Origin of the sequence: Rhodococcus sp. NKCM2511, assembly GCF_014905595.1 — a bacterium.
Taxonomy (GTDB): Bacteria; Actinomycetota; Actinomycetes; order Mycobacteriales; family Mycobacteriaceae; genus Rhodococcoides; species Rhodococcoides fascians.
Genome location: NZ_BNHJ02000001.1, coordinates 982,948 through 1,009,440, shown reverse-complemented (window position 1 = coordinate 1,009,440; position 26,493 = coordinate 982,948). Strand labels below are relative to the sequence as shown.

At 64.6% G+C, this 26,493-nt stretch carries 26 protein-coding genes, 2 pseudogenes and 1 riboswitch; of the genes and pseudogenes, 16 read left to right on the top strand and 12 right to left on the bottom strand.

Annotated elements, in window-relative coordinates; genetic code table 11:
• The first annotated feature begins 127 nt into the window (after positions 1-127).
• Positions 128-3,403: an error-prone DNA polymerase gene (locus tag JLZ96_RS04560; protein WP_094642975.1), complete on the top strand. Its 3,276-nt coding sequence runs from the start codon at positions 128-130 to the stop codon at positions 3,401-3,403.
• A gap of 54 nt (positions 3,404-3,457) precedes the next feature.
• On the top strand, positions 3,458-3,958 hold the full coding sequence (locus JLZ96_RS04555; RefSeq protein ID WP_032374686.1) for a metallophosphoesterase: 501 nt from the start codon (positions 3,458-3,460) through the stop codon (positions 3,956-3,958).
• Between the two features lie 19 nt (positions 3,959-3,977).
• Here JLZ96_RS04555 and JLZ96_RS04550 read toward each other — a convergent pair whose 3' ends face one another.
• Positions 3,978-4,703, bottom strand: coding sequence for an SDR family NAD(P)-dependent oxidoreductase (locus JLZ96_RS04550; RefSeq protein ID WP_094642946.1), 726 nt, complete (start codon positions 4,701-4,703; stop codon positions 3,978-3,980).
• A gap of 65 nt (positions 4,704-4,768) precedes the next feature.
• Here JLZ96_RS04550 and JLZ96_RS04545 point away from each other — a divergent pair, with 65 nt between their 5' ends.
• On the top strand, positions 4,769-5,608 hold the full coding sequence (locus JLZ96_RS04545; RefSeq protein WP_032384021.1) for a helix-turn-helix transcriptional regulator: 840 nt from the start codon (positions 4,769-4,771) through the stop codon (positions 5,606-5,608).
• Positions 5,609-5,719: 111 nt separating this feature from the next.
• The gene (locus JLZ96_RS04540) at positions 5,720-6,649 is read left to right on the top strand and encodes an SDR family oxidoreductase (RefSeq protein ID WP_094642947.1); all 930 of its coding nucleotides are present in this window, start codon (positions 5,720-5,722) and stop codon (positions 6,647-6,649) included.
• Positions 6,650-6,684: 35 nt separating this feature from the next.
• Here JLZ96_RS04540 and JLZ96_RS04535 read toward each other — a convergent pair whose 3' ends face one another.
• From JLZ96_RS04535 to JLZ96_RS04525, 4 genes and pseudogenes are all read right to left on the bottom strand, one after another.
• Positions 6,685-7,638 carry a HAMP domain-containing protein gene (locus JLZ96_RS04535; RefSeq protein ID WP_201009561.1) on the bottom strand — a complete coding sequence of 318 codons (954 nt, stop codon included), beginning with the start codon at positions 7,636-7,638 and terminating at the stop codon, positions 6,685-6,687.
• A 76-nt stretch (positions 7,639-7,714) separates the two neighbouring features.
• The gene (locus tag JLZ96_RS04530) at positions 7,715-7,936 is read right to left on the bottom strand and encodes a hypothetical protein (protein ID WP_201009560.1); all 222 of its coding nucleotides are present in this window, start codon (positions 7,934-7,936) and stop codon (positions 7,715-7,717) included.
• 33 nt (positions 7,937-7,969) lie between these two features.
• Positions 7,970-8,158: pseudogene (locus JLZ96_RS25195) on the bottom strand (HNH endonuclease); the annotation flags it as partial.
• Positions 8,158-9,729 (bottom strand): DUF222 domain-containing protein, encoded by a 1,572-nt coding sequence (locus JLZ96_RS04525; RefSeq protein WP_201009559.1) that lies wholly within the window; start codon positions 9,727-9,729, stop codon positions 8,158-8,160. The gene JLZ96_RS04525 and the pseudogene JLZ96_RS25195, both read right to left, overlap by 1 nt.
• A gap of 154 nt (positions 9,730-9,883) precedes the next feature.
• On the opposite strand from JLZ96_RS04525, the gene JLZ96_RS04520 reads away from it, so the two are divergent.
• Entirely contained in the window at positions 9,884-10,420 is a 537-nt protein-coding gene (locus tag JLZ96_RS04520) for an SDR family oxidoreductase (RefSeq protein WP_201009558.1), read from the top strand.
• Between the two features lie 26 nt (positions 10,421-10,446).
• Here JLZ96_RS04520 and JLZ96_RS04515 read toward each other — a convergent pair whose 3' ends face one another.
• From JLZ96_RS04515 to JLZ96_RS04500, 4 genes and pseudogenes are all read right to left on the bottom strand, one after another.
• The gene (locus JLZ96_RS04515) at positions 10,447-11,001 is read right to left on the bottom strand and encodes a DUF6764 family protein (protein WP_174557274.1); all 555 of its coding nucleotides are present in this window, start codon (positions 10,999-11,001) and stop codon (positions 10,447-10,449) included.
• A gap of 487 nt (positions 11,002-11,488) precedes the next feature.
• Positions 11,489-11,924: pseudogene (locus JLZ96_RS04510) on the bottom strand (MerR family transcriptional regulator).
• A gap of 28 nt (positions 11,925-11,952) precedes the next feature.
• Positions 11,953-12,825, bottom strand: coding sequence for an SDR family NAD(P)-dependent oxidoreductase (locus JLZ96_RS04505; RefSeq protein ID WP_032387031.1), 873 nt, complete (start codon positions 12,823-12,825; stop codon positions 11,953-11,955).
• Positions 12,826-12,868: 43 nt separating this feature from the next.
• Positions 12,869-13,333, bottom strand: a complete 465-nt coding sequence (locus tag JLZ96_RS04500) for a tRNA (cytidine(34)-2'-O)-methyltransferase (RefSeq protein ID WP_179273747.1) — start codon at positions 13,331-13,333, stop codon at positions 12,869-12,871.
• A gap of 33 nt (positions 13,334-13,366) precedes the next feature.
• On the opposite strand from JLZ96_RS04500, the gene JLZ96_RS04495 reads away from it, so the two are divergent.
• The 3 genes from JLZ96_RS04495 to JLZ96_RS04485 all read left to right on the top strand — a co-directional run bounded on the left by JLZ96_RS04495 (position 13,367) and on the right by JLZ96_RS04485 (position 15,217).
• Positions 13,367-13,975, top strand: a complete 609-nt coding sequence (locus tag JLZ96_RS04495; RefSeq protein WP_032400122.1) for a pentapeptide repeat-containing protein — start codon at positions 13,367-13,369, stop codon at positions 13,973-13,975.
• A 56-nt stretch (positions 13,976-14,031) separates the two neighbouring features.
• Positions 14,032-14,889: a bifunctional methylenetetrahydrofolate dehydrogenase/methenyltetrahydrofolate cyclohydrolase gene (locus JLZ96_RS04490; protein WP_032383970.1), complete on the top strand. Its 858-nt coding sequence runs from the start codon at positions 14,032-14,034 to the stop codon at positions 14,887-14,889.
• Between the two features lie 82 nt (positions 14,890-14,971).
• Positions 14,972-15,217, top strand: a complete 246-nt coding sequence (locus tag JLZ96_RS04485; RefSeq protein WP_048319895.1) for a DUF3017 domain-containing protein — start codon at positions 14,972-14,974, stop codon at positions 15,215-15,217.
• A gap of 20 nt (positions 15,218-15,237) precedes the next feature.
• Here JLZ96_RS04485 and JLZ96_RS04480 read toward each other — a convergent pair whose 3' ends face one another.
• Complete coding sequence (locus JLZ96_RS04480; protein ID WP_201009557.1) at positions 15,238-16,371, bottom strand: homoserine O-acetyltransferase; 1,134 nt, start codon at positions 16,369-16,371, stop codon at positions 15,238-15,240.
• 8 nt (positions 16,372-16,379) lie between these two features.
• Positions 16,380-17,729: a bifunctional o-acetylhomoserine/o-acetylserine sulfhydrylase gene (locus JLZ96_RS04475; RefSeq protein WP_201009556.1), complete on the bottom strand. Its 1,350-nt coding sequence runs from the start codon at positions 17,727-17,729 to the stop codon at positions 16,380-16,382.
• 154 nt (positions 17,730-17,883) lie between these two features.
• Positions 17,884-18,006, bottom strand: a riboswitch (SAM riboswitch).
• 371 nt (positions 18,007-18,377) lie between these two features.
• Here JLZ96_RS04475 and JLZ96_RS04470 point away from each other — a divergent pair.
• The gene (locus JLZ96_RS04470; RefSeq protein WP_032367243.1) at positions 18,378-19,517 is read left to right on the top strand and encodes an MFS transporter; all 1,140 of its coding nucleotides are present in this window, start codon (positions 18,378-18,380) and stop codon (positions 19,515-19,517) included.
• A gap of 1 nt (position 19,518) precedes the next feature.
• Here JLZ96_RS04470 and JLZ96_RS04465 read toward each other — a convergent pair whose 3' ends face one another.
• Positions 19,519-20,574, bottom strand: coding sequence for an ABC transporter substrate-binding protein (locus JLZ96_RS04465; RefSeq protein WP_201009555.1), 1,056 nt, complete (start codon positions 20,572-20,574; stop codon positions 19,519-19,521).
• 135 nt (positions 20,575-20,709) lie between these two features.
• Between JLZ96_RS04465 and JLZ96_RS04460 the strand changes: the two genes are divergently transcribed.
• From JLZ96_RS04460 to JLZ96_RS04430, 7 genes are all read left to right on the top strand, one after another.
• Complete coding sequence (locus JLZ96_RS04460) at positions 20,710-21,384, top strand: response regulator transcription factor (protein ID WP_201009554.1); 675 nt, start codon at positions 20,710-20,712, stop codon at positions 21,382-21,384.
• Positions 21,381-22,355, top strand: coding sequence for an ATP-binding protein (locus tag JLZ96_RS04455; RefSeq protein WP_032366682.1), 975 nt, complete (start codon positions 21,381-21,383; stop codon positions 22,353-22,355). Before JLZ96_RS04460 ends, JLZ96_RS04455 begins: the two co-directional genes overlap by 4 nt.
• A gap of 92 nt (positions 22,356-22,447) precedes the next feature.
• Positions 22,448-23,878: a DUF4153 domain-containing protein gene (locus JLZ96_RS04450; RefSeq protein WP_201009553.1), complete on the top strand. Its 1,431-nt coding sequence runs from the start codon at positions 22,448-22,450 to the stop codon at positions 23,876-23,878.
• Positions 23,879-23,920: 42 nt separating this feature from the next.
• The gene (locus JLZ96_RS04445; RefSeq protein WP_032366681.1) at positions 23,921-24,205 is read left to right on the top strand and encodes a DUF6412 domain-containing protein; all 285 of its coding nucleotides are present in this window, start codon (positions 23,921-23,923) and stop codon (positions 24,203-24,205) included.
• Positions 24,206-24,266: 61 nt separating this feature from the next.
• Positions 24,267-24,656 (top strand): DUF6412 domain-containing protein, encoded by a 390-nt coding sequence (locus JLZ96_RS04440; RefSeq protein ID WP_052053778.1) that lies wholly within the window; start codon positions 24,267-24,269, stop codon positions 24,654-24,656.
• Positions 24,657-24,719: 63 nt separating this feature from the next.
• Positions 24,720-25,622 carry a membrane protein insertase YidC gene (gene yidC, locus JLZ96_RS04435; RefSeq protein WP_052063061.1) on the top strand — a complete coding sequence of 301 codons (903 nt, stop codon included), beginning with the start codon at positions 24,720-24,722 and terminating at the stop codon, positions 25,620-25,622.
• A gap of 52 nt (positions 25,623-25,674) precedes the next feature.
• Complete coding sequence (locus JLZ96_RS04430) at positions 25,675-26,481, top strand: exodeoxyribonuclease III (protein ID WP_027496409.1); 807 nt, start codon at positions 25,675-25,677, stop codon at positions 26,479-26,481.
• Positions 26,482-26,493: the final 12 nt, after the last annotated feature.

The window sequence follows — 26,493 nt, the reverse complement described above, 5'->3', positions numbered from 1 at the left end:
AACTGTGCTCCGGCTCTGTGGAAGGGGTGAGTAGCGATTCGACTGTAGTTGATCGTGTCGGACCCTCGTGTTCTCATTAGAACAAGTGTTCGACGATCTGCGTGACGGTGTGAAGGAGGTGGTCTCGATGGGATGGAACGACGGGCCGCCCACCTGGTCGGAAATGGAGCGAGTCCTCTCCGGGCGCCCCAAGCCGGTCGTCGAAGGCGATGGGGGCGACAGCCCGGCGTGGTCGCGCAAACGCGACGCCTACCAGGGTCGCCGGCTCGATTCGGTGGGGCCGTCGACACCGTACGCAGAACTGCATGCGCATTCTGCGTTCAGCTTTCTCGACGGAGCATCGCAGCCGGAGGAAATGGTCGAGGAAGCGGTGCGTCTGGGACTCGAATCCATTGCGATCACCGACCACGACGGCTTCTACGGCGTCGTACGTTTCGCCGAGGCAGCACGAGCCCTCGGCATCGGAACAGTGTTCGGTGCCGAGCTGTCACTCGACACCCACCGGTCCAGGGCCGGAGCGACCGATCCCGACGGTACGCATCTTCTGGTGCTCGCTCGTGGACAGGAAGGGTATCGGCGGCTGTCGCGTCGGATCGCGGCCGCGCATCTGGCCGGCGGAGTCAAGGGTGAGCCGCGGTACGACGTGGACGAACTCACCGAATCGGCGGGAGGGCACTGGCAGATCCTGACCGGTTGTCGCAAAGGGCATGTTCGCCAAGCACTCTCGCGGGGTGGGCCGGAGGCGGCCGATCTCGCGCTGCGTGATCTGGTCGATCGGTTCGGGGCCGAGCGCGTCACCGTCGAGCTCACCAGGCACGGTACTGCCGACGACGATGAGCGCAACGACGCTCTCGCGGCGCTGGCTCGCCGGTACGGTCTGCCGATGATCGCCACCACGGCGGCGCACTACGCCAGTCCACGTAGCCGAAGGTTGGCCATGGCGATGGCTGCGGTACGTGCCCGGAGCAGTCTGGACGAGGCGGCAGGGTGGCTGGCACCGACGGGTGGTGCACATCTGCGGTCGGGGGCGGAGATGGCGGAGCTGTTCGAGCACTATCCCGGTGCAGTGCGCGGTGCCGTCGAACTGGGTCGAGAATGCACGTTCGATCTGAAACTGATTGCGCCTCGTCTCCCACCGTTCGAGGTGCCCGACGGTTACACCGAGATCAGTTACCTGCGGGGGCTCACGTTCGAGGGTGCTGCCCGGCGGTACGGCCCGCAGTCGGCGAACCCGGCTGCATATTCGCAGTTGGAGTACGAGCTCGACATCATCGAGCGGCTCGAATTTCCTGGCTACTTCCTGGTGGTGCACGACATCGTTCATTTCTGCAAGACCCACGACATTCTGTGCCAGGGGCGAGGTTCGGCGGCGAACTCGGCCGTCTGCTACGCCATCGGAATCACGAACGTCGATCCGGTTGCCAACAAGTTGCTGTTCGAGCGGTTTCTCGCACCCGAACGCGACGGACCACCCGACATCGACATCGACATCGAGTCGGATCGGCGGGAAGAGGCCATTCAGCATGTGTACGCCAAGTACGGCCGTACCCATGCCGCTCAGGTCGCCAACGTCATCACCTATCGCGGGAAGTCCTCGGTACGAGACATGGCTCGCGCTCTCGGGTTCTCCCAGGGGCAACAGGACGCGTGGAGCAAGCAGATCACCCGGTGGTCCGGAATCGGCGATCAGGACGGCGACGGGATCCCCGATTCCGTTCTCGACCTCGCGCGTCAGATCGAGGGCTTTCCGCGTCACCTCGGCATCCATTCGGGAGGAATGGTGATCTGCGACCGACCGATCGCCGACGTGTGCCCGGTGGAATGGGCGACGATGGAGAATCGCAGTGTGCTGCAATGGGACAAAGACGATTGTGCCGCAGTGGGTTTGGTCAAGTTCGACATGCTCGGGCTCGGGATGCTCTCGGCTCTGCATTACATGATCGACCTGGTCGCCGAACACAAGGGCATCGAGATCGACCTCGCCTCGATCGACCTGTCCGAACATGCGGTGTACGAGATGCTGCAACGGGCCGATTCGGTCGGTGTGTTCCAGGTCGAGTCGCGGGCCCAGATGGCCACTCTTCCGCGGCTCAAGCCGCGTAATTTCTACGATCTCGTCGTCGAGGTCGCCTTGATTCGTCCCGGTCCCATCCAAGGTGGCTCGGTGCACCCGTACGTCAAGCGGCGCAACGGACTCGAACCGGTCACCTTCGATCATCCGTCGCTGAAGAAAGCTCTCGATCGAACTCTCGGCGTGCCGCTGTTCCAGGAACAGCTGATGCAGATGGCCATCGACGTCGCGGGCTTCAGCGCCGCCGATGCCGATCAGCTGCGTCGCGCCATGGGATCGAAACGGTCTCCGGAGAAGATGGAATTGCTTCGTGGACGGTTCTACGACGGAATGCGTGATCTGCACGGCATCACCGGTGCAGCCGCGGATCGAATCTACGAAAAGCTCTCGGCGTTCGCCAACTTCGGCTTTCCCGAGAGCCATTCGCAGAGCTTCGCCTCGTTGGTCTTCTACTCGTCGTGGTTCAAGCTGCACCATCCGGCGGCGTTCTGTGCTGGTCTCCTTCGTGCTCAGCCGATGGGCTTCTACTCACCTCAGTCTCTGGTGGCCGATGCCAGACGGCACGGCGTGGTCGTGCACGGTGCCGACGTCAACGCCAGCCTCGGCCATGCAAATCTCGAGGCAGACGGTCTCGAGATCCGCATGGGTTTGGCGGACGTGAAGTTCATCGGGACGACACTTGCCCAGAAGATCGTCGATGCGCGAGACGCACACGGGCCGTACACCTCGTTTCTGGATCTGACGGGACGCGTCGAACTGTCGGTGGCGCAAGCGGAAGCACTGGCCACGGCCGGCGCGCTGGGGTGTTTCGGCATCACTCGTCGAGAGGCGTTGTGGGCTGCCGGAGCGGCCGCGGGGGAGCGGCCCGGTCTGCTCCCCGGCGTCGGCGCATCGACGAAAGCGCCTGCGCTGCCGGGTATGACGGACCTCGATCTGGCGTCGGCCGATGTCTGGGCAACGGGAGTGTCACCCAATTCCTACCCCACTCAGTTCTTCCGGGATCGGCTGGATTCCCTCGGCGTGGTGCCCGCGAATCGGCTGCTGAAGATCCCCGATGGCGACCGGGTCCTCGTCGGCGGTGCAGTGACGCATCGTCAACGTCCGGCAACCGCGGGAGGCGTCACGTTCATCAACCTCGAAGACGAAACCGGCATGGTCAACGTCGTGTGCTCGGTGGGGTTGTGGGCGAAGTACCGCAAACTCGCAATCACCGCTCCGGCGTTGCTCATTCGAGGCAAAGTGCAGAATGCCGAGGGGGCGGTGACCGTGGTGGCAGACCATCTGCAATTGATGGATCTGCGAGTTGCGTCCCGATCCAGAGACTTTCGCTGATGAACTCGGCCTGCCCGCGCGTCATCGAGCAGGACGCCGGTGCAGAATCGAGGCGTGAAGCTACTGATCATTGCGGACACTCACTTGCCCACCCGAGCGAAAGTGCTGCCCGATCAGGTGTGGGCCGCCGTCGACGACGCCGATGTGGTGATCCATGCCGGCGATTGGGTGAATCTCGCGACGTTCGAGGCACTCTCGCAGCGATCTCGTTCGCTGGTCGCCTGCTGGGGAAACAACGACGGCGACGAGCTGCGTGCGGTCATGCCCGAACGTGCCGACGTGGTACTCGGCGGCGTGCGCTTCACCGTCGTCCACGAGACCGGAGCCGCGACAGGACGCGAGCGCCGGATGGCGACCGCATACCCCGATACCGACGTCCTCGTGTTCGGACACAGTCACATTCCGTGGGATACGACGGCCGACAACGGTCTACGGCTGCTCAACCCCGGATCTCCGACGGACCGGCGTCGGCAGCCGTTCTGTACCTACCTCACCGCCGTTGCCGATGGCGGCGAGCTGACAGACGTCGAGCTGCATCGACTTCCGCCTCGCTGATCGGCATGCCGAGTGTCCGTCACATTCCGCCTGCGACTCTGACGACCGTTCCGGTGGCGTAGCGCGAATCCTCGGACAACAGCCACGACACCGCGCCGGCGATCTCGTCGGGTACTCCAGGGCGGCCGAGGGGGATGCTCGACGCCATCTTCCGTGGTCGCTCACGGTCTTTGTGAAACTCGGTCTCGATGACTCCCGGCGCGACGGCGTTGACACGAATGTTTTGCGCGGCAAGCTCTTTGGACAGACCGACCGTCAAGGTGTCGACGGCTGCCTTGGCCGCGGCGTAGTGCACGTACATACCGGGACTTCCGATGGTGGCTGCCGCGGAGGAGATGTTGACGATGGCACCGCCGTGGTCGGCCATCGCGTGTATGGCGTACTTGCAGCAGGTCAGGACGCCGAGCAGGTTGACGTCCAAGTCTGCCCTGATCGTCTCGATGTCGTTGTTCGAAAGTGTCCCTACTGCACGCGCCGATCCGGCGTTGTTCACCAATCCGGTGACAGTGCCGATCTCGGCAGCAGCAGCGAACAGATCGATCACCGACCGCTCGTCAGTGGTGTCGGCACGTATCGCGACGACCGTTCGGTCGGCGCTCGACAGTTCGTTCACCACTGCGTCGGCGGCCGCAGAATCGGAGCGGTAGGCGATCACGACGTCGTGCCCATCGGCCACGAGTCGCCGAGATACTGCGGCTCCAATTCCGCGGCTGCCGCCGGTCACGATCGTCAAAGGGGCATTCATCGTTCGACAATAGCGAGTACCGAAGGAGCACAATGGCGGGCAACGCACGACAGAGGAGGGTTCTGTTGATCGACAGACCGGAATTGGCCGCTTTTCTCAAGCAGCGCCGAGAGGCGCTACAGCCCGAGGATGTCGGACTTCCGCGTGGACAACGGCGTCGAACGCGGGGTCTGCGCCGGGAAGAAGTAGCCGGCCTGTGCCACATGTCGACCGATTACTACGCGCGCCTCGAGCGCGGAACAGGCCCCGCTCCATCGGAGCAGATGATCGCGTCGATAGCGCAGGGTCTGCACCTGTCGTTGGACGAGCGCGACCACGTCTTCCGCTTGGCCGGCCAGAGTCCACCGGTACGCGGTGCGGCAAGCGAGCACGTCAGCCCTGGCCTGTTGCGCATCATGGATCGCCTGCACGACACGCCGGCCGAGATCATCTCCGAGATCGGAGAGACCCTTCGACAGACGCCTCTGGCAGCAGCCTTGACCGGAGACGCAACGCACCGGACCGGGCCGGATAGAAGTCTCGGATATCGCTGGTTCACCGATCCTGCTGTCCAGCAGTCTTATCCGCTCGAAGATCGCGCCTTGCTGTCGAGGGCATACGCCTCGGGTTTACGGGAAGTCGCGACCCTGCGCGGCCCGGACTCACAGGCGGCTCGACTGGCCGCTCGACTCCAAGCGTCCAGCGAGGAATTCCGAGTGTTGTGGGAGCGGCGCGAAGTGGGTGTTCGTCCCCCCGAGTTCAAGACCTTCATCCATCCGGCGGTCGGCCAGATCGAGCTGCATTGTCAGACGCTGCTCGACCCCGAGCAATCGCATCGACTGCTGGTGTACACAGCCGTGCCGGGCAGCGAGAGCTATGCAAGATTGGAACTGCTCTCGGTTGTCGGTACTGACGTACTGACCTGACGAGGTCTGCTCATCAGTGGATCGGCAAGTCCTGGATCAGAGCGGCGTGTGGCACGACCATGGATGTCAGCGCATCCAAATCGCTCGATCACTACAGCCGAGGAGCTCACAATGGCCCGCATCGCAGATACATCGATCAGGAATCTCACTGGAAAGCGTGCCGTCGTCACCGGAGCGAGTGACGGTCTCGGCGCGGTGATTGCGACTTCTCTCGCTCGTTCGGGAGCCGAGGTCGTCATGCCCGTGCGCTCAGCCGCCAAGGGAGAGCGGGTAGTCGAATCGATTCGGTCATCCGTGCCGAACGCGAAGGTCAGCACTCGGCTCCTCGATCTGTCGTCACTGACCTCCGTTGGCGCATCGGTCGACGAGTTCTTGTCGGAAGGCCGACCGATCGACGTTCTCGTCAACAACGCCGGTGTCATGCAACCGCCGCAGCGGCAGGTCACCCAGGACGGGTTCGAGCTGCAATTCGGTACGAACCACCTCGGTCACTTCGCCTTCACCCTCGGCCTGCTCCCACTGCTCCGAGAAGGCGCAGCACGGGTCACTCACCAGACCAGCATCGCGGCACGCGTGGGGGCCATCAACTGGAACGACTTGAATTGGGAGCAGTCCTACGACGTCATGAAGGCCTACAGCCAATCCAAGATCGCTGTGGGGCTGTTCGCCCGTGAGCTCGAGGCGCGCAGTAGGGCCGGCGGGTGGGGAATCACCAGCAACATGGCGCATCCCGGAATCTCCCCGACGAATCTGCTTGCGGCTCAACCGGGCCTGGGACGACCCAAGGATTCGGCCGGCCGCGGGCTGATCAGCGTTCTGGCTCGCGTCGGGATTGCGGGGAGCGTGGACAGCGCCGCGCAGCCGGCTGTGGTGGCAGCAGCGGGAACATTGTCGCGAGGCGACCAGTTCGTAGGACCCAGACGCCTGATCGGTGGTCCGCCGGCCGAGGTCTCCATGTGGAAGCCGTTGCGCAGCATGGACGATGCGCGACGTCTGTGGGACGCATCCGAGGTTCTCACCGGTGTACGACTCGGATCCTGAGTCGCGGGCCCTGCTCGGTGCCCACTGCTGGGTTCTCACTGCTGGGTCGGTGCGGGCTCTCTGGCATGGTCGACCAAGTCGTGCACCAGTCCGATGATGACGTCCATCTGTTCGATGACCTCCACGCGCAGTCGGTCCTGTTGCTCGTCGGGCATGACCGGGGCATTCGGGCCGTCGAGGGACATCAACAGATCGATGTTGGTGCGCAGAGCGGTCAACGGTTCCATCAGTTCGGCACCGGCGTCGACAATCAACTGTCCCTGTCGTGCCCGCGACCGCGAGAGCGCAGCCAGCATCTCGTTGAAACTGTTGGCGAGAGAGGCCAGTTCGTCGTCTCCGTTGACGTCGATGGGCTCGAAGGCACCCGTCCTGGCCACTCGTTCCGTTCCGGCGCGCAACCGTCTGACCGGACGAAGGCCGGTGCGAGCGACGGCTGCGCCGGCCACACCAGCGAGGGCGACGAGGAACGCCCCGACGAGGATCAGGGCAAGCGTGAGTTTTCCGAGCAGTGGTGAGGTACCGCTCAGGGCTTCGGCCACCATGATGGTCTCACCGGAATCGGTGCGCTCGGCGGAGATGTAGTAGCCGCGAACCTCCCGCAGTGACCGATCGGTGCGGCCCTCGGTGACCGCCTTCTCCGGATCGTCGAGCCCACCATCGGAGTTGGTGAAGGGGTAGGTGCCGTTGGACGAGGATACCAAGGTGCCATCGGTGGTCATCAACGCAACTTTGACCGCGGTTCCTTCTGTGTCCTCGATCCCGAACCCGAACAGATCGGCCGGCACTCCCGACGATGCGCTGGCGATCAGCGCATCGCTGTTTCGGCCGACACGGTCGATGATCTGCGAGCGAAGCGACTGCTCTGCGACGAGGTAGATCGCCAGAGCGCTGACCGCAACGGCGAGCGCGGCCAGGCTCATCGTCAACACTCGAATCCGTCCGTGCAACGACAGCGCCCTCGGGCGGGTGTGCGCACGTGAATACCTCATGGATCGAGTATGCCGGTCGGCAGCGACCAGAATCCGCGAGGCTGCCATGAGTAGGCACCGCAGAGCGCACCGATACTCAGAAGGGCGGCTCCTCGTCTTCTTCGTTGGTCGGTTCTGGCTCGGGGGTCGGGTTGTCGGGTGGGTCGGGGTAGGCGATGGTGCCTGATCTTCTGGGTTGGGTGGGTATGTGGGGTCTGAGATCGTTGTCGGTGATCGGTACGGCTGTTCCGTTAGCGGGCAGGGTGATTCGGGTGATCTTCGAGGTGGAGGTCCACAGAACCGCGCCACCGGGGAGCATGACCGCTTTCCAGTAGCCGGCGGTCTTGACGCTGTGGTGGTATTCGCAGAGGCATTGGAGGTTGTTGACGGTCGTCCGGCCGCCGCCGAGTGGATTGGCGTGATCGAAGGCGATGATGTGGTCGAGTTGGCAGCGTTCGGCAGGTCTGTGGCAGCCGGGGAAGCGGCAGTGGCGGTCGCGTAGTCGTACGGCGGCGGTGGTGAGGGCGTCGGGTCGGTAGATCAGGGCTCGGTCGGTGAGGGGGTCGCGCCCGACGGACTGCCGAGAGTGGGGTCGGCGGCGATGGCGGCTTCGAGTGCTGCGGCGAGGGACGCATTGCCGAGGTAGATGCCTGCCGGTGTGTGCATGATGCGGCGGTTCGACCGGATCATCGAGGGTAGGTCGAGGACAGAGCTGTGCCGTGCGCCCCGGCCGATTGGGGTGTGAGTACAGAACAGTGCCGCTGCGGAGGCAAGGGCATTCCGACGTCGTTGCCGGGTGTCGTCATCAACGGTCGGCTCGGGTGGTGTCGGAACAGTCGTCGAATCGGTCTGTGCAGCAGCCGAACAAGGACCCGGCCCTGCATCGTCCACGCGTTCTGCACTGTCGGTTGCATTCTTGGTCGCGCCTTCGGTGTGAGTTGTCGGTGCTGCCGTGTCCGCTGGCGCTGACTTCTCCGTTGCGTTGTCCGTCGGCGCTGCTGCGCGCGTTGCGGTGCTGGTGCCTGTGTCTGTGCATGTATCCGCATGCGCTGGAGGTGTATTCGATTCCGTCGCGTTCCATTCGGCTACGTTCGATGCTGCCGACTTCGGCTGTGCCGGCTCGGGTTCTGTCGTGTTCGGCTGGGCTGTGGTGTCTGTGGTGTCTGTCGATTCAGCCGATCGTCGTTCCCACTCCCCGGTCTCCGGGTTCTGCACCGCCAGTCCGAGTGCCTCTGCAAGGGTCACTGCTTCGGTGAGCAGGATCTGCCACTGACTGTTGCGTGCCAACTCTCGTGCGAGATCGGGGTCGATGGATCCCTGCCCGGCCAGGTACGCAGGGTTCGCGAGCAGTCCGATGAGGGTGGCGATGTCGACGGTGATCATCGTCAACGGCACCCGACGATCCGGCAGCTCTGCGTCTTTCTTCGGGCAGTCTTCACGTTGACACAGGCATATCAGCCGGGGCTCTCCGTGCATCCGCGCCATGAAGGCATCGCACAGTCGTTCCTGTTTGCCGCGCGGATCCTTGACACACACCGTGTCGGCCATCTCCTCGAGCAACTGCCATGCCGCCGCCGCTTCGGGCGCGGTCAACTCCGCTCGGATCCGCGCCAACTCCCCAGCTGGGGCATAAGAAACATTGCGGAACTTCTTCGCGAAGTCGCGTAGTGCTGCTGCTTCCTCGGGCGCGACCCGCAGCAGAATGTCCCAGATCTCCTTCTCCAGTGGACCCGGTGACGACCGTCGGGCCGCTTCGACGATGTCTCCCTCGACGGACTTGACGATGTCGTCCGAGAGGTTGTCGAGGATCCGGCACACCGTACGTACGCGGGGGAGGTCGATGTCGCCGGCCTCGAATGCGGTTTTCACCAGAGGAAGCCGGGTGTGCAGTGCCACGCCGACGGACACGTAGGCTTCGGCGACGGTGGCGGAGCAGCTCAACGCGAGTGCCATCTCGGTGCGTCCGTACCGGCTGTACTGCCGATGCTTCGCATCCTGCGCGATGCAGGTGAGGTGGAAGTCGTAGCAGGCAGCGATCTTTCCGGCCGCATGCCGATTCTCTCCCCGCGCGGCAGCGATCAACGCCTCCAACGACACCACTGGTGCAGCCATTTTTCACCCCCCGGTGACCCCCAGTTCAGAACATGCGTTCGAACTGGGGAAAGCGTATCTCCACCCACCGACAAGAATGGAAAGGTGCCTCGTGGGCACGTGCTGACACTGCCTGAATACGTCGGGCTGATGCTGTGGTGCGGCAATCGACGCCATGTTGCACGTTGTCGTTGCCGAGTTCGGCGCAATCGACGTTCTGGTTCTCAATGCCTCGGGTGGCCTGGAGTTCGGTGCAGAACCCGACTACGCGATGAGTATCAATCGCGACGCGCAGTTGGCGCTGGCTCGCGCAAGTATCGCCCGTATGGAGCCGGGCTCGCGGATCGTCTTCCTCACCAGCCACCAGGCGCATTTTCACGGCAAGAAACCGGTCCCCGTCGAATACGAACCCGTTGCTGCGAGCAAACGGGCGGGGGAGGATGCCCTACGTGGGATGATTCCTGAATTGGATTCTCGGGGAATCGAATTGGTCGTGGTGTCCGGGGACATGATCGAGGGCACGATCGTGGTCACCCTGCTCGAACGCCGTAATCCGGACTCAGTCGCTGCGCGCACCGCGCAGGGTGCGCTCCCGACCATTGCGGAGTTCGCGTCGGCTGTGACGGAGGCTGCAATCGGACCCATCGAGAAGTCCGGCCGGACTGTCTACGTCGGTGGAGCCGACTACCTCGACGGGTTCGTGTCGGGGTAGTCGGCTCCGCTCGATCGGATGAAGAATCAGCTACCGAGAACGCAGAACTGACCGCTCGTGAGGTTCAGTGCCAACGACAGCGGCCCGACGCAGTCGACGCCGCGTGCCTCGGATGTGGCACCGGATCCCCATCCTGCGACCGCGAGGGTCGTCTGGCCGGCATCTGCCCACGAGTGCGCGATTCCGCCGCCGAGTGCGAGCGCGTATGCCGTGCCCGCGTTCTTGCTTGCTCCGAGCGCGACACCGTAACCGTTGGCGTAGGTGTTGGTTGCGCCCGGCCCGTCGTTGACACTGACGGCAGTACCGCTGTCGGCGGCACCGGCGGTGGCGGTTCCGGGTCCGTTCGAGGTGGCTCCGCAGCTCGCCGTGTCACTCACCTGGATGTCGTTGGCCGAGGGCGGCGACACGCACGTGACCGGTGCCGCCGACGCGGTGGCGGTGCCGGCGAAGGCGGCCGCCGTCAGGCCCGATCCGATGGCGAAAATAGCTGCGGTGCGGGCGATTCGACTACCGAACCGACTGAACGTTCGCGCGGAGGAGGAGTTGGAAGAAACCGTACGGGGCAGGGAAACAGAGAACAACAGAAAGCTCCTTCACGAGCGAAACGGGTCGGTGCGGCACACGGTACCCCGCTCCGGGGGTCCGTGACAGCAAGCAGACGCAGATTGTGTAACGGTGCCGATGGCATCGGGAGATGAATCGTCGTAGAAGTCCGGTTTCTCGGACCCCTGCGGCATCGGTCGAGCCGGTTCGTACCGCCATTCTAAAGCCCCGGTTCTACGTGCGCACTCCTGTCGATTCCGTTCCGTCAGTTCATGATTGGGACTTGTTTGTCGGCTCGGTGCCGGTGTTCGAAGCGGGTGGCGGTGCTCCGAGTCGGCATGCCCGGGCGACCGCCGAACGAAAGGAAATTGTTATCGGAGGCCGGCGAGCCGTCGGACGCGGCTCGATAGTTGGGTCTCACAGCGCAGGTGCCGTTCCGACCAGATCGATTTGTCGACGCTCACAATCGATTTGACGTGCGAGGACGCAGACATGCCCACCGGGCCGAACGGTTGTTCACCCGGATCACGGACCCGTTGTGCCGCCGTACGTTGCGATCTTGTACTCGGTTGCCACGAGAGACAGTTGCAGTTCTCGGATGCGCTTGTGAACAGCGTCGCGATGCGCGACGAGCATCTCGAGTCGTTCCGGGACGGTCTGGTCGCCGCTGTCGACCAGCGCGACGTATCTCCGGAGGTCGCGCATGGGCATACCCGAGAGCCGCATCCTTATCGTATTGTCTGTGCTCGAGTCCGTCGCGATCGACGTCGATGAGGCCGCATCGCTCGTAGTACCGCAGCGTGTGTGTGGAGATGCCGAGTAGTTCGGCTACCTCGGCGATACCGAGCGGTTCGGGCAGTTCCGACGGCTCGATCAGGTCGTGCAGCAGCTCCACCGTCAGGGGCGCAGCCGAGTCCACGGCCGCCGACAGCGCCCTGTTCATCAATTCGTTCGTCGACATGAGAGGGAAGATAGTCCTACCTGGGCAGTCATACCGGACGGACGGATTCGGGCACACCGGGGAAATCCGCGCTTGCGGACAATTCGGCATGGGTGTTCAAGGAGTCGAGTTCCCGACGGTACGACTCGCGTAGCCGTCGAACCGCTTCTCGCCCCAGTGGGATGCGCAGGGGAGCGGATTCGGCGTCGACCAGTCGGCGGATGATGTGCGCGGCGCGGGCCGGATCGCCTTCTTGCCGTCCGTCGACGTCGAGCATGTCGACTCTGAGCGCGCCCAACAGGGCGGTGTAGGCATCGATGGGGCCTGCGATCTCGAGTACATCGGCATTGTTGAACCCGGTCCTGAACCGACTCGGTTCGACGATGAGAACTCGAATGCCGAACCGAGCGACCTCGCCGGCAAGGGCTTCAGACCAGCCTTCGAGCGCGAATTTACCTGCAGAATACGAGCCGGCACCCGGGAACGAGACGCGGCCGCCTTGGCTGCTGACCTGCACGATGGTTCCCGCGCTCCGCTCTCGCATGTGAGGCAGGACTGCGCGGGTCAGAGCAGCAGGCCCGACCACGTGTTGTTCGAGCATGTCGCGCAATCGCGTGTCGTCTATCTCCTCCGCCGCACCGATCTGCCCGACGCCTCCGTTGTTCACCAGTACGTCGACGCGTCCGAACCGGCCGATCGCGGCCTCGACGACGGTCGGCGCGGATTCGGTGTTTCTGACGTCGAATGCGATGGCCAGTAGGGATTCCGGGTTCTCGGCAACCAGGTCGTCGAGACGTTCGGGTCGCCGCATCGCTGCGACGACGGTGTCGCCTGCTTCCAGGGCGGCGACGGTGAGCGCCCGGCCCAGTCCGGAGGATGCTCCGGTGATGAGCCAATGCCGTTGTCCGAGCGGTTGTGTCATGAACGGAAAGCTATGGCTTCGAGCGCACTCGAACGCAAATCGCTCAGACGCTGCCCTGATAGTCGTGTTGGCGCCAGGCCTCGTACATCGTCACTGCTGCGGCGTTCGCCAGGTTGAGTGATCGGCGTCCGGGGATCATCGGGATGCGCAGCTGATCGGTCACATGGGGGTCGGTCAGGACGTCGTCGGGGAGTCCGGTGGGTTCCGGTCCGAACAGTAGGACGTCACCGGGTTGGTAGGCGACGTCGGCGTAGGAGCGTGTTGCGTGCGCGGTGAAGGCGAAGACCCGTTCCGGGGCCAGTGCGGACCACGCCGACGGCAGGTCCTGGTGCACGGTGACCGACGCGAGGTCGTGGTAGTCCAATCCCGCACGTTTGAGCTTGGGTTCGGACATGTCGAACCCGAGGGGGCCCACGAGATGCAGTTCGCATCCGGTGCCGGCGACGAGGCGAATCGCATTGCCGGTGTTCTGCGGAATCCGGGGCTCGAAGAACATGAGTCGAAACACCCGGATCACTCTGCCACCACGGGCCCGGGGAGGATGGGGCAGGTGGACGACGAACAGACCATCGGCGAAGATTTCTCGGATTCTCGACTCGACGGGCGGGAGTGGTCGGGCAGGCAGTTCGTCCGGTGCACCTTCCGTGACGCGGACATGAGCAATGTGCGGACCGACTCGGTCGTCTTCACCGAATGCGACTTCACCGGTACCGACCTCACGGATTCGGTGCACACCAACTCGGCCTTTCGATCGTGCACGTTCACTCGAACCAATCTGCAGCACAGCGTCTTCCGTCACTCGACGTTGATGGGATCGGTGTTCGTGGACACTCGCATGCGTCCGGCCACCTACGACGAAGTCGATTTCACGTTGGCCTCGCTGGGTAATGCCGACCTGCGCGGCGTCGATCTGACCGGATGTCGGATGCGGGAGGCGAACCTGACCTCGACCGATCTTCGCAAAGCGGTGCTGCGGTCCGTCGATCTCGTGGGCGCACGAACCGTCGGTGCCAAAATGGAGGAGTCGGACCTGCGCGGAGCCGTCGTCGATGCGTCGCTGTGGGTCGGCGCACTGGTGCGCGGGGCCAAGATCGAACTGATGCAAGCAGTGGCCTTCGCGGCTGCGCAGGGTCTGATCGTCGAGAGCTGACCGCGGTGATCGGCCCGGCGCGCCGCCGGACGGGCAGAACCTGAAACAATGGCCCGGTGACTGCAACGATCCTCGATGGCAAAGCGACTCGTGACGAGATTTTCGTCGACCTCACCGCCCGTGTGGCACGTCTGCGGGAGCAGGGCATCACTCCCGGCCTGGCGACGGTGCTCGTCGGAGATGATCCGGGTTCTGCCGCATACGTGCGGGGCAAGCACAACGACTGCGCGAAGGTGGGCATCACTTCCATCCGACGCGATCTTCCCGCGGATATCACTCAGTCCGATCTCGAAGCGGTCATCGACGAGCTCAACGCCAACCCCGACTGCACCGGGTACATCGTGCAGCTTCCGTTGCCCAAGCATCTGGACGAGAACGCCGCGCTCGAGCGCATCGATCCCGACAAGGATGCCGACGGTCTGCACCCGATCAACCTCGGCCGCTTGGTGCTGGGCAAGGACGCCGCACTGCCGTGCACCCCGCGGGGCATCGTCCACTTGCTGCGGCGCTACGACGTCGCACTCGACGGGGCGCGCGCTGTGGTCATCGGCCGCGGTGTGACGGTGGGCCGACCGATCGGACTGCTGCTGACCCGCCGTTCGGAGAACGCGACGGTCACGTTGTGCCACACCGGAACTCGTGATCTTGCCGCAGAGGTCTCCCGCGCCGACATCGTCATCGCGGCCGCCGGGGTTCCCGGTTTGATCACCGCAGACATGGTCAAGCCCGGGGCGGCTGTGCTCGACGTCGGGGTCACCCGCACCGAGGACGGATTGCGCGGAGACGTCGCGGACGACGTCGCCGAGGTGGCCGGTTTCCTGTCGCCCAACCCCGGTGGAGTCGGGCCGTTGACGCGCGCGTTTCTGCTGTCCAATGTCGTGGAGCGAGCCGAACGCGCTGCGGCCCAGAGTTGAGCGAGCCGAGGTGAACGACGTACAGGATGCGCGAGGCGATCACGTGCCGGGTTTCCGAGCGGCGCTCGCTCGAAATCTACCGATGGTCGTGGTGTCGGTCATCGTGCTCGCTGCGCTGGTCCTGGTTCTCGCCGACCGCTGGCGGCGCGGGTCGTTCATCTTCGGGTGCGCAGCGGTGGTGGCAGCTTTGCTGCGACTGTGCCTGCCCGAGTCACGCGTCGGCACCCTGAAGGTGCGCAGCAGGGGATTCGACGTGTTGGCGCTGGGAGGCGTCGGCGGTGCCATCGTCTTTCTGTCGCTGTCGATCGATCCCCTGGGGACGGACTGACGTAGACCGATCGACTCGGGTCAGCGCCGTCCGAGGCGGGCGAGCTCCATCGTCTCGGCCAGCAGCTTCGCCACCGAATCGGCCTCGGTGAGAAATCCGTCGTGGCCGTCTCGCGACTGGATCACTTCGAGCCCCCGGCACTGTGGGAGCTCACGCGCAATTTCTTTCTGCAGTCGAAGCGGGTAGAGGCGATCGGAATCGACGCCCCCGACGATGGTCGGAACCGGCACGGACGCAAGGGCTTCGGCGACTCCGCCGCGTCCTCGGCCCACGTCGTGGCGGTTCATCGCTTCGCTCAGAAGAACGTACGTCGCCGCGTCGAATCGATTGACCAGTTTGGCGGCCTGATGCTCGAGGTAGCTCTGCGCGGAGTACCTGCCGCCGGCCCACGGATCCTCGTCGTTCTGCGGAGAGTTTCCGAACCGAATGTCGAGTTCGCTCTCGGTTCGGTACGTCAGATGCGCGATGCGTCGAGCGATCCCGAGTCCGGCGGTCGGGGCGGTGCCGGTGTCGTGGTAATTGCCGCCGAGCCAACCCGGATCGGCCTTGATCGCAGCGATCTGGGTGGTTTGCGTTCCGATCTGGTCCGCTGTCGCGCGGGCACCGACGGCGAGCACCAGCGCGGCACCCACCCGATCCGGATGTCCCACAATCCATTCGAGGGTGCGCATGCCGCCCATCGACCCGCCCGCGACGGCGGCGAACCGATCGATGCCCAGAACATCGGCCACCGCGACCTCTGCCGCCACCTGATCGCGAATCGAAATTTCCGGGAAGCGAGAACCGTACGGGGTGCCGTCGGGGGAGATGCTGCTCGGCCCGGTGGTGCCTCCGCATCCGCCGAGCACGTTGGTGGCCACGACACACCATTCGTCGGTGTCGATGGGGCTGCCTGGTCCGACCATCCCGTTCCACCAACCGGGCAGTACGTGGTCGGCATCCGGCGGTCCCGAAACGTGGGAATCACCGGTCAACGCATGTTCGACGAGCACAACGTTGCTGCGATCGGCCGCCATCTCGCCCCAACGCTGCACCGCCACGGTCACGTGCGGAATATGAGAACCGTTCTCGAGATCGAGACCACCGATGTCGATGGTTCCCAACCGCCCGTCCGGAGACGGAAGGACCGCCTCCGGACGAACGCCTGTGTTCAAACTGTGGCTCAAGACGCCGCCGCGCGGAAGCCGACCTCGAGATCGGCGATGATGTCGTCGATTCCTTCTATACCGACGGCCAGACGCACGAGGCCGGGAGTGACGCCGGAGGCCAACTGCTCTTCCGGGGTCAACTGCGAATGCGTGGTGGACGCGGGATGGATGACGAGAGAACGCACGTCTCCGATGTTAGCCACATGACTGTGCAGAGTGAGAGCGTTGACGAACTTCTTGCCCGCGTCCACTCCTCCTTTCAGCTCGAACGCGATGATCGCGCCCTGCCCCTTCGGGAGCAGCTGCTGCCCGCGCTCGTACCAGGGCGAGGACTCGAGTCCGGCGTAGTTGATCGAGACGACGTCGTCGCGACCGGCCAAGAAGGCGGCCACCTTCTGCGCGTTTTCCACGTGCCGCTCGATTCGAAGACTCAACGTCTCGAGGCCCTGGCTGATCAGGAACGCATTGAAGGGTGACACCGCAGCCCCGATGTCACGCAACAACTGCACCCGCGCCTTCAGGGCGAAGGCCGGAGCGCCGAGATCGGCGAAGACGACACCGTGGTAACTCGGATCCGGGGTGGTGAAGTTGGGGTGACGGCCCTGCGTCCAGTCGAACGTTCCGCCGTCGACGATGACGCCCGCGATCGCCGTGCCGTGACCGCCGAGGTACTTCGTCGCCGAGTGCACCACGATGTCGGCACCGTGCTTCAGCGGCTGCAGCAGGTACGGCGTCGCGACGGTGTTGTCGACGATCAGCGGAATGCCGTTCTCGTGGGCGATCGCCGAAATGCCGGGGATATCGAGAACGTCGTTCTTCGGGTTGGAGATCGTCTCACCGTAGAACGCTTTGGTCGACGGTGTGATGGCCGCGCGCCACTGCTCGAGATCGTCCGGATCGTCGACGAACGAGACGGTGATCCCCAGCTTCGGAAGCGTGTAATGGAACAGGTTGTAGGTGCCGCCGTAGAGCCGCGGGCTCGAGACGATGTGATCGCCCGCCTCGGCGAGATTGAGAATGGCGAACGTTTCTGCTGCCTGGCCCGACGCGAGCAGAAGCGCTGCGACGCCCCCTTCGAGAGCGGCGATGCGCTGCTCGACGACATCCTGCGTGGGGTTGATGATGCGGGTGTAGATGTTGCCCGGTTCCGCCAGGCCGAACAGTGCGGCCGCGTGATCGGTGTTGTCGAACGTGTACGAGGTGGTCTGGTAGATGGGCAACGCACGAGCCCTGGTGGTGCCGTCGGGTGTCTGACCCGAATGGATCTGCTTGGTCTCGAAGCTCCAGTCGGCTGCGGGATCGGTGAACGGATCCTCGGTGGGTGCTCCGGTGGCGTCGACGACGTCGGGGGTCGAATCGGTCATGGCTGGTGATACTCCGTTTTCTCAGACGTGTTTTCTGTCGAATGAAGCTCGAGAACTCGAGCGTTACGGGGCGTATCGGTACAGCAACACATGAGAACCTCCTGACATGCCTCGGCCCGTGGGGACCGAAGATCAGTGGGTCCGCTTCGGAGCGGACCCGCGCTTGTCGATACGACACGGATGTGTTGCATCGGCCTGGTCGTTCACCCGGGGCACCCCACCGCGGTTGGAGGGTTGCCGGCCAGCAAGCCGGGGCTCGATGCTGGCACTCATGACCTGGCAGGAATCTTAGCGGGTACGGGTGTCTCGGGGGAACGAGGGCGCTCACGACCCTCGAGCAGATGCTCTGGTGAGGACAATCACCGCCCGACGACTCGAAAACGAGTCGCCTCGGGGAAGACAATGAACACGACGAACGTTGTGCCGTCCGGTCGGGCTGTACTGAATCGATCCACCAGGTCGTCGATTTACCAGGTCGTCGATCCACCAGCCCCTGGCCCGCTCTGTAATCCGATTGCTTACGAAGGTTGTTCTGCTGTGACTGTCACCGATTCCGCTCTCGCCAGAAACGTCAGCGCCGTGCGCGGCAAGGTGTCGAGTGGGTTGAGCGTCGGCCATCGACCGCACTCGACCCGCCGCAGGCTCGCCATGCTGGCCCTGTCCATCGGCGGCTTCGGCATCGGCACCACCGAATTCGCGTCGATGGGCCTGCTCCCGGACATCGCGACGACGATGGGAATATCGGAGCCGTCGGCCGGCCACATGATCTCCGCCTACGCGCTCGGCGTCGTCGTCGGCGCGCCGACAATCGCCGCTCTTGCGGCGCGTGTTCCTCGGCGCATGTTGTTGCTGGCGCTGATGGTGGCGTTCACTCTCGGCAATCTCGGGACGGTCTTCGCGCCGAGTTTCAACGAGTTGGTGGCCTCCCGGTTCGTGGCCGGTCTGCCGCACGGCGCGTATTTCGGCGTTGCCGCACTGGTGGCGGCGCACCTCGCTGAGCCGGGCAAACGAGCCAAGGCCGTCGCGATGGTGATGATGGGTCTATCGGTGGCGAACGTCGTCGGTGTACCGGTGGCGACCTGGATCGGCCAGGCCCTCGGGTGGCGAAGCGCATTCGCCCTCGTCGCCGTGATCGGGTTGCTCACCGTCAGTGCACTCGTCCTGTGGATGCCGCGACTCGACGCCATGCCGACCACCAGCCCGATCACCGAGCTCGGTGCCCTCCGCCGTGGCCAGGTGTGGATGACCCTGTTCGTCGGCATCGTCGGATTCGGCGGCATGTTCGCGGTGTACACCTACATCGCGTCGACCCTGACCGACGTCGCAGGCCTTGCCCGTGCACTGGTTCCGGTGGCCTTGATGATCTACGGCCTCGGCATGGTTGCCGGCAACTACGCGGGCGGTTGGTTGGCCGACAAGTACAAGCTCAAAGGCACCTTCATCGGGCTGGCCGCGACCGCGGTGTCCCTGGCCGTCTTCGTCGTCGCGGCTCACAACCCGGTGACCGCGCTGCTTCTCGTGTTCTTGATCGGCGCGTCCGGCTCGTCCGTCGTCCCCGGACTTCAGACCCGTCTGATGGACGTGGCGGAGGACGCGCAGACTCTCGCCGCGTCACTCAACCACGCGGCGTTCAACCTGGCCAATGCCATCGGAGCCGCGGTGGGCGGCGCGGTGATCGCCGCAGGTCTCGGCTACACGGCACCGGCCGCCGTCGGCTCGGGTCTCGCTGTTGCCGGCCTCGGCGTTCTGTCCGTCGCCATGTGGATGGAGAAGCGCTCCGCGGCATGAGTCAGGACGTGATGGTGGTGGCGGTTCCGCCGAGCGCCTCGGAGAGTGCCGGGGCCACCTTGTCGATCACGTACGGCAGGCTCAGCACACTCGTGAAGTAGATCGCCCCCGCCGTCACCCCATCGGTGAAGACGAGGTTGCCGTCCTTGACCGGCTGCAGAGCGTTGTACACCGGTTCCTTCTCCAACTGGCCGCGATCGCCCGGGTTCTCCGTTCCCCAGATCAGCACATCTGCAGTGTCGAGGACCGACAGGTTCTCCAGCGGGATGCTCGCCTGTGCACTGCCGTCGGCCGGCACGAACGCGTCGATGTCGTCGGGGATCACAAAACCGAGCTTCGTCAGGAAGTCGGTGCTCAAACCGTCCTGGTACGCGATGGCCTTGCCCTCGTAGAACGCGTTCTGCAGGAAGATCGCCTTCTTCCCTGCGAACTCGGGGTGAGCCGCCGCGGCATCGGCGAACTTTTGATTCACACCGTCGATGAGTCCGTCCACTTCGGCTTTCTTGCCCAACGCCCGGCCGATCTTCTCCGCCTGTACGTCCCAGGGCTCGAAGTAGGCGGTCGACGCGTCGGACTGGGCGAGCGTGGGTGCGATGTTGCTCAGAGTCCGGTAGCTGTCCGCGGTGAGACCGGCGTTGGTGGCGATGATCAGATCGGGCTCGAGGGCGGCGATCTTCTCGGTCTCGAAGCCGTCGCCGTTGTTGGTCAGCACCTCGGGCTGGGCATCTCCCAGCGCGTCCCGAGCCCAGGGCCAGGTCGCGTACGGCTGGTCGCCGTACCACTCCGTCACTCCGACGGGGATTACGCCGAGGGCCAACACCGTGTCCTGTTCGGTGTATCCCGCCACCACGATGCGGGTGGGTTCCTCGGGAACGACGGTCTCGCCGAACGCATGCTCGACCGAGACGGGGAAGACGCCGGAGGCGGACGTTCCGGTTGTGGGGGAGTCGGCACCGTCGGATGCGCCGTCGGAGTTCGAGCAGGCGCTCAGTAGTCCCGCCGTGGTCAGCGCGATCGCGCACACCGCCAAAGTTCTCCGAAGTGGTCGGATACGCATCGAATGGGCCTTTCGTCAGGGCGGGTATCGAAAGGAAGGGTAGCCCACCCTTAGTCAGACATTCACGTCAACCTTCACCGAACCTCCACATTTCCCGACGAAGTCCTCCATGTCCGACCTCTAGGGTCAATTCTCATGAGCCGCACAGTTCTCGTAGTCGACGACGAACCCACGATCTCCGACGCCGTGGCCGCTCGACTGCGAGGCGAGGGGTACGACGTGGTCACTGCCGCCGACGGCCCCTCCGCGGTGGAGGTGTGCGGCCGGATCGACCCCGACGTGGTGGTGCTGGATCTGATGCTTCCCGGTTTCGACGGACTCGAAGTGTGCCGACGCATCCAGGCCTCCCGACCGGTACCGGTACTGATGTTGACGGCCAAGTCCGACGAGACCGACATGCTCGTCGGGCTGGGCGTAGGTGCGGACGACTACTTGGGCAAGCCGTTCAGCATGCGCGAACTGGTTGCACGTGTGCATGCTCTCATCAGGCGTGCCGAGCGCGTCGTCACTCCCGAGCAGCACACCACTCGAATCGGCGACGTGCACATCGATCACCGGGAGCGACGCGTCTCCACCGACGCGGGCGACATCCACGTCACCAGAACCGAATTCGACATCCTGGCGTATCTCGCCGCTCGGCCTCGTACGGCGGTGTCCAGGGAGACTCTGCTGTCGGAACTGTGGGGCTGGGACGATTCGGCCAGCAGTCGTACCGTCGACAGTCACGTGAAAGCCCTGCGGCGCAAGCTCGGTGGCGACCTGATTCGTACCGTCCACGGCGTCGGATACGCCGTGGAGGCACCGCGATGAGGCCGATGCTGCCGCGTCCACTCGATCCTTTGCGGTCGTTCAAACTCAAGGTCTCGCTCGTGGTGGGCATCGTGCTGGTGCTGGCGAGCGTCGTCTTCTGGATCGGGGCCGGCTGGCAGTTTCGCTACACACTTCTCGCGGCATTGATCGTGTCCTTGGCCGCAACACAATTCGTCGCGCACGGCATGACGTCGCCGCTGCGGGAGATGACCTCGGCGGCCAAAGCGATGGCGCGAGGAGACTATTCGACCCGGGTGCGTGCCACGTCCCGCGACGAGGTGGGCGAGCTCGCCACCGCGTTCAACACCATGGCGAGCGACTTGGAAGCCGCCGAGAAGTACCGCCGCGAGCTGATCGGAAACGTCTCCCACGAATTGAAAACTCCGATCGCTGCCTTGCGGGCAGTGCTCGAGAACATGGTCGACGGGGTGACCGAACCCGACCCGGCCACGTTGTCGGTGGCTCTCGGCCAGACCGAGAGACTGGGAAACCTGGTGACCGAACTGCTGGATCTGTCGAGGGTCGAGGGCGGAGTGCTGAGCATCGCCCCGACGGAATTCCCGGTGCGCCCCTTCCTCGAGGAGGCGACCGGCGTTCACCGAGAACGAGTATCGATCGTCGTCTCACCCGGTGCCGGGACGGTCGTCGCCGATCGCGCTCGAATGACGCAGGTGATCACGAATCTCGTCGACAACGCCGTACGGCATTCGCCGCAGTCGGGCACGGTGAGTATCCGAGCGCATCGAGCCGGGGACCGGTTCGCGTTCGATGTTCGCGACGAGGGTCCCGGCATCGCACCGGCCGACCGTCACGCGGTGTTCGACCGGTTCACTCGCGGCGGATCCACCGACGGCGGAACAGGTCTCGGACTCGGAATCGCACGGTGGGCCACCGAACTGCACGGCGGGACCATCGACGTTCTCGACAGTGAGTCGGGCTGCCACATCAGAGTGGCCATCCCCGGGCGCTGACGACCCACCTTCTCTCTCACACACCTCGACTGCTCGTCCCTGGACCGCAGCCGCGGTCCGGCATGCCTCGAACACAGAAATGGATCACAGTCATGACCACGATCGGAATACCCATGCACCCCAGAACGCGGCCTCGTCGATCGCTGTGGAGCCCTCGAACCTGGCCGGTGCTGCGACACTCTCGGGCACCCCGCGCGGCACTTGTCGGAGCGCTCGCTGCCGGCCTCGTCAGTGCAGTGGTATTGGGCTACAACAACTTCGGCGTACCCATCACTGCCGCAAGCATCATGGCTGTCGTCGTAGCGGTACGGCGTGCGTCGTTGTCGCCGTGCGAGTGGGTGGGTGTGGCGGGGGTCCTCGCCTTGTCCAGCGTCGCGGCGCTACGAGAGGCGGAGTGGATCGTCGCTCTGTCCGTTGCCCTTGCGGTCGTCGTCGGGTCGGTCGTTCTCTCGCGGGCCTGGACTTGGACGGGCATCGCTCTCGGCACCGTGCTGCCGCTGCTGCTGCCCTTGCGGGTTGTGCGGTGGACGCGACGAGGGGCGGGAACCATCGATCTCGACGGGCCCAAGCCGATCCGAATCGGCGTGGTCGCCGCCGTCACCGTCGCGCTCTGTGTGGTGTTCGCCGCGCTGTTCGGGGCGGCGGATCGACGTTTCGCGGATGCTCTGGGCTCGGTCACTCCGCAGTTCGATCTCGGATCGATCGTCGGGCGAGTGGTCGTATTCGTACTGACGGCCGCAGGTGCGCTCGCCGCCGCATACGTGGCCGTGCATCCGCCGCGCTTCGACCGCCTGGCGGCAACACCGCGTCGCACACTTCGGTTGTGGGAGTGGGCAATACCGCTCGGCGCTGTCGTCGGCCTGTTCGGGGTGTTCGTCGCCTTTCAGATTCCGAGCTTGTTCGGCGGCCAGGGACACGTTCTGAGCACCGAAGGTTTGACCAACGCCGAGTACGCACGGCAGGGCTTCTGGCAGTTGCTGACGGTGACGGTATTGACCTTGCTCGTCATCGCGGTCACCGTGACCAAGGCCGAACGAACGGACCTACGCGACCGACTTGCATTGCGGGTTCTGCTCGGCGCGCTGTGCGCACTGTCGGTGGTGATCGTGGCGTCGGCGTTGCATCGAATGTCGTTGTACGAGGAGCAGTACGGCTACACCACCCTGCGGCTGTTCGTCACCGCCGTCGAATGGTGGTTGGGTTCGGTGTTCGTATTGCTGCTCGTCGCGGGCGTACGTATGTCGGGTCGCTGGCTTCCGCGAGCAGTCGGTGTGGGAGCAGTGCTGACCGTTCTCGCCCTCGCGGCCGTGAACCCGGACGCGTACATCGCGCGGCAGAACGTCGAACGGTTCGAGGAGACGGGGCGGATCGACGTGTTCTACCTCGGCGGGTTGTCGGCGGACGCAGATTCCGAACTCGATCGCCTGCCCGAACGTGTGCGTAAGTGTGTTCAGGCCCGAGGCCCGGTCTCCTGGGGAGACAGCTGGTACCAGTGCACAGACCCGACGGTATCTGTACCCTGAGCAACGACTCGACGATCGGTGACGTAAGGACGGAGGTGCACGATGGGCTATCAGAACCTCGTCGTCACGTCGGTGCTGTTCTTCACGCTGCTGCTGACTACTCCGGCCGGACCGGCCGATCTCGCGCTGATCATCGTCGCTGCTCTGGCGGCGGCGGTGTTCTACGCGCATCGTGCCGGGGCGCTGAGCCTTCTGTACCGTCCGTCGAACGTCGGACCGAATGCGGAGGAGCGCCACCTTCGTGGCTCGTTCCGACGTCAACATCGCCCCGACGCACCCGGTCGCCCGCAGCCGCGAGCACCCGGTCTCCTGGTGGGAGCGCTGTAGTTCGACAGCTCTCCCACACCTCACGTGCCCCTGGTCCACGAGGTTCATCGGGAGAATCACTATGTTGTCCATCGACAACGCCACCCGCCGTCTCGATTCGACGGCTGCATTCGACGTAATTTCCAGGCGTGCGGTGTCGCCGTGGCGAGCCGCAGTGGTCACCCTCGTCGGAGTGACGGCAGTTCTGCTGGTCGTCTTCGCCGTCGTCGATGCCCAGCCCGCGGCCCAGATAGCGATGTTCGGTGCGCTGGTGGCTGCGGCACTGCTGGTGACGGGTGCATCGGCCGACATCCTCGTCGTGGTGCCGCCCGCGTCCACAACCGCCGGATCCGACGGCGGCAGACTCCGTGGGGCCTACCGCAGACAAGAGCAACCCGACGCGCCAGGTCGCCCTATGCCGAGAGCACCCGGATCGGTTCACGGACCGGATCGGTGGCTCCAGTTCCGCTAAGTCACTGCGAGATCCGGTCGAGACGTCATCCGACCGATTTCTCTCTCAGTGAGGCACTCCATCATGCTCGATTTCGTCTATTACCCCGTCTCCGCGGTGCTGTGGTTCTGGCACCGGGTCTTCGGTTTCGTGCTCGGCCCCGACAACGGCGTCGCCTGGGCCTTGGCCGTCGTATTTTTGGTCTTCACGCTACGAACGCTGTTGATCAAGCCGTTCGTGGGTCAGATTCGTTCACAGCTCGCCATGAAGAAACTCCAACCCAGGCTCGAGGAGGTACGGAAGAAGTACTCCGGTGACCGGGCTCGACAGGCCACGGAAATCCGCACAGTGCAAAAGGAACACGGTGTGAACCCACTGATGGGTTGCCTCCCGCTGCTCGCGCAAGCACCGGTGTTCATCGGTCTGCTGCACGTGTTGCGCTCGTTCAACCGGACGGGAACCGGGTTCGGGCATCTCGGTATGTCGGCGCAGGAGAATGCGAGTACAGCCAACTACGTGTTCGGTGCGGGCGATGTGCAGTCGTTTCTCGACGCGCGGCTGTTCGGCGCACCGATCTCCGCTGCCGTCAGTAGCTCTCGAGATGTTCTCGAAGCGTTCGGTCCGTTCGGTGGGGTGCCGTCGGTGTGGAGCATCGCGGTCGTCGCGGTGCCGTTGATGATCGTTGCCGCGGTGGCTACCCACCTGAACTCCCGGGCATCGATCGCGCGTCAGGATGCGGCCGCCGCGGCGAACCCGCAGACCGCGATCATGAACAAGCTCGCGCTGTGGGTCTTCCCGGCCGGGGTGCTGATCGGTGGCCCGGTGCTGCCCGTTGCGGTGCTGCTCTATTGGGTGAGCAACAACATCTGGACCTACGCCCAGCAGCACATCGTCTACCGACGGATCGACCGGGAGCCGGTCGCGGTGCCGTCGATGACTTCGGCGGTGACGGCTCCGAAGCCAGGAGCCAAACCGAAGAGAAGGTGAGCCTGCGGAGGCCACCTGCCGGTTGTCGGTGGCCTCCGCTACGGTCGTCGGCGTGCCGATCACTATTTCCACTGTCAACGTCAACGGGATCCGCGCGGCTGTTCGCAAGGGCATGCTTCCGTGGCTCGAGGCCACCGATGCCGACGTCATCTGTCTTCAGGAGACGCGCGCCAACGACGGCGAGCTGACCACAGCACTGGCCCCGGCCCTCGATGCGGGATGGCATCTGGCGTCGGCGGAACCGTCGGCGAAGGGACGCAATGGTGTGGCCCTGCTGTCGAGGGCCGCGCCGGAGGCGATCAGAACCGGCATCGGCGTCGCTGAATTCGCCGACGCGGGTCGCTACATCGAAGGAGACTACGGTGACGTCACCGTGGCGAGCCTGTACCTGCCGTCGGGCGAGGTGGGGACCGACCGACAGGACGAGAAGGAACGCTTCATGGCTGCGTTCGCGAAGTATCTCGCCAAGACCGCCAAGGCAACGACGTCCGCCGAGCGCGACGTCGTGGTCTGCGGCGACTGGAACATCGCCCATACCGAAGCGGATCTGAAGTCGTGGAAGACCAACCGCAAGAAGTCGGGTTTCCTCCCCGAAGAACGTGAGTGGGTATCGCGATTGCTCGCCGAGAAGTCACCGTGGACCGACGTCGTGCGCGAGCTGCACCCCGGCGTCGAGGGGCCGTACAGCTGGTGGTCCTACCGCGGCAAGGCGTTCGACAACGACGCCGGGTGGCGCATCGACTACCAACTCGCCACAAGTGATCTGGCCGAGCGTGCGAAAGAAGCTGTCACCGAAAGAGCGGAGGCGTACGACCAGCGGTGGTCCGATCACGCGCCGGTGACGGTGCGCTACCGCTAGGAGCGGAGCCTG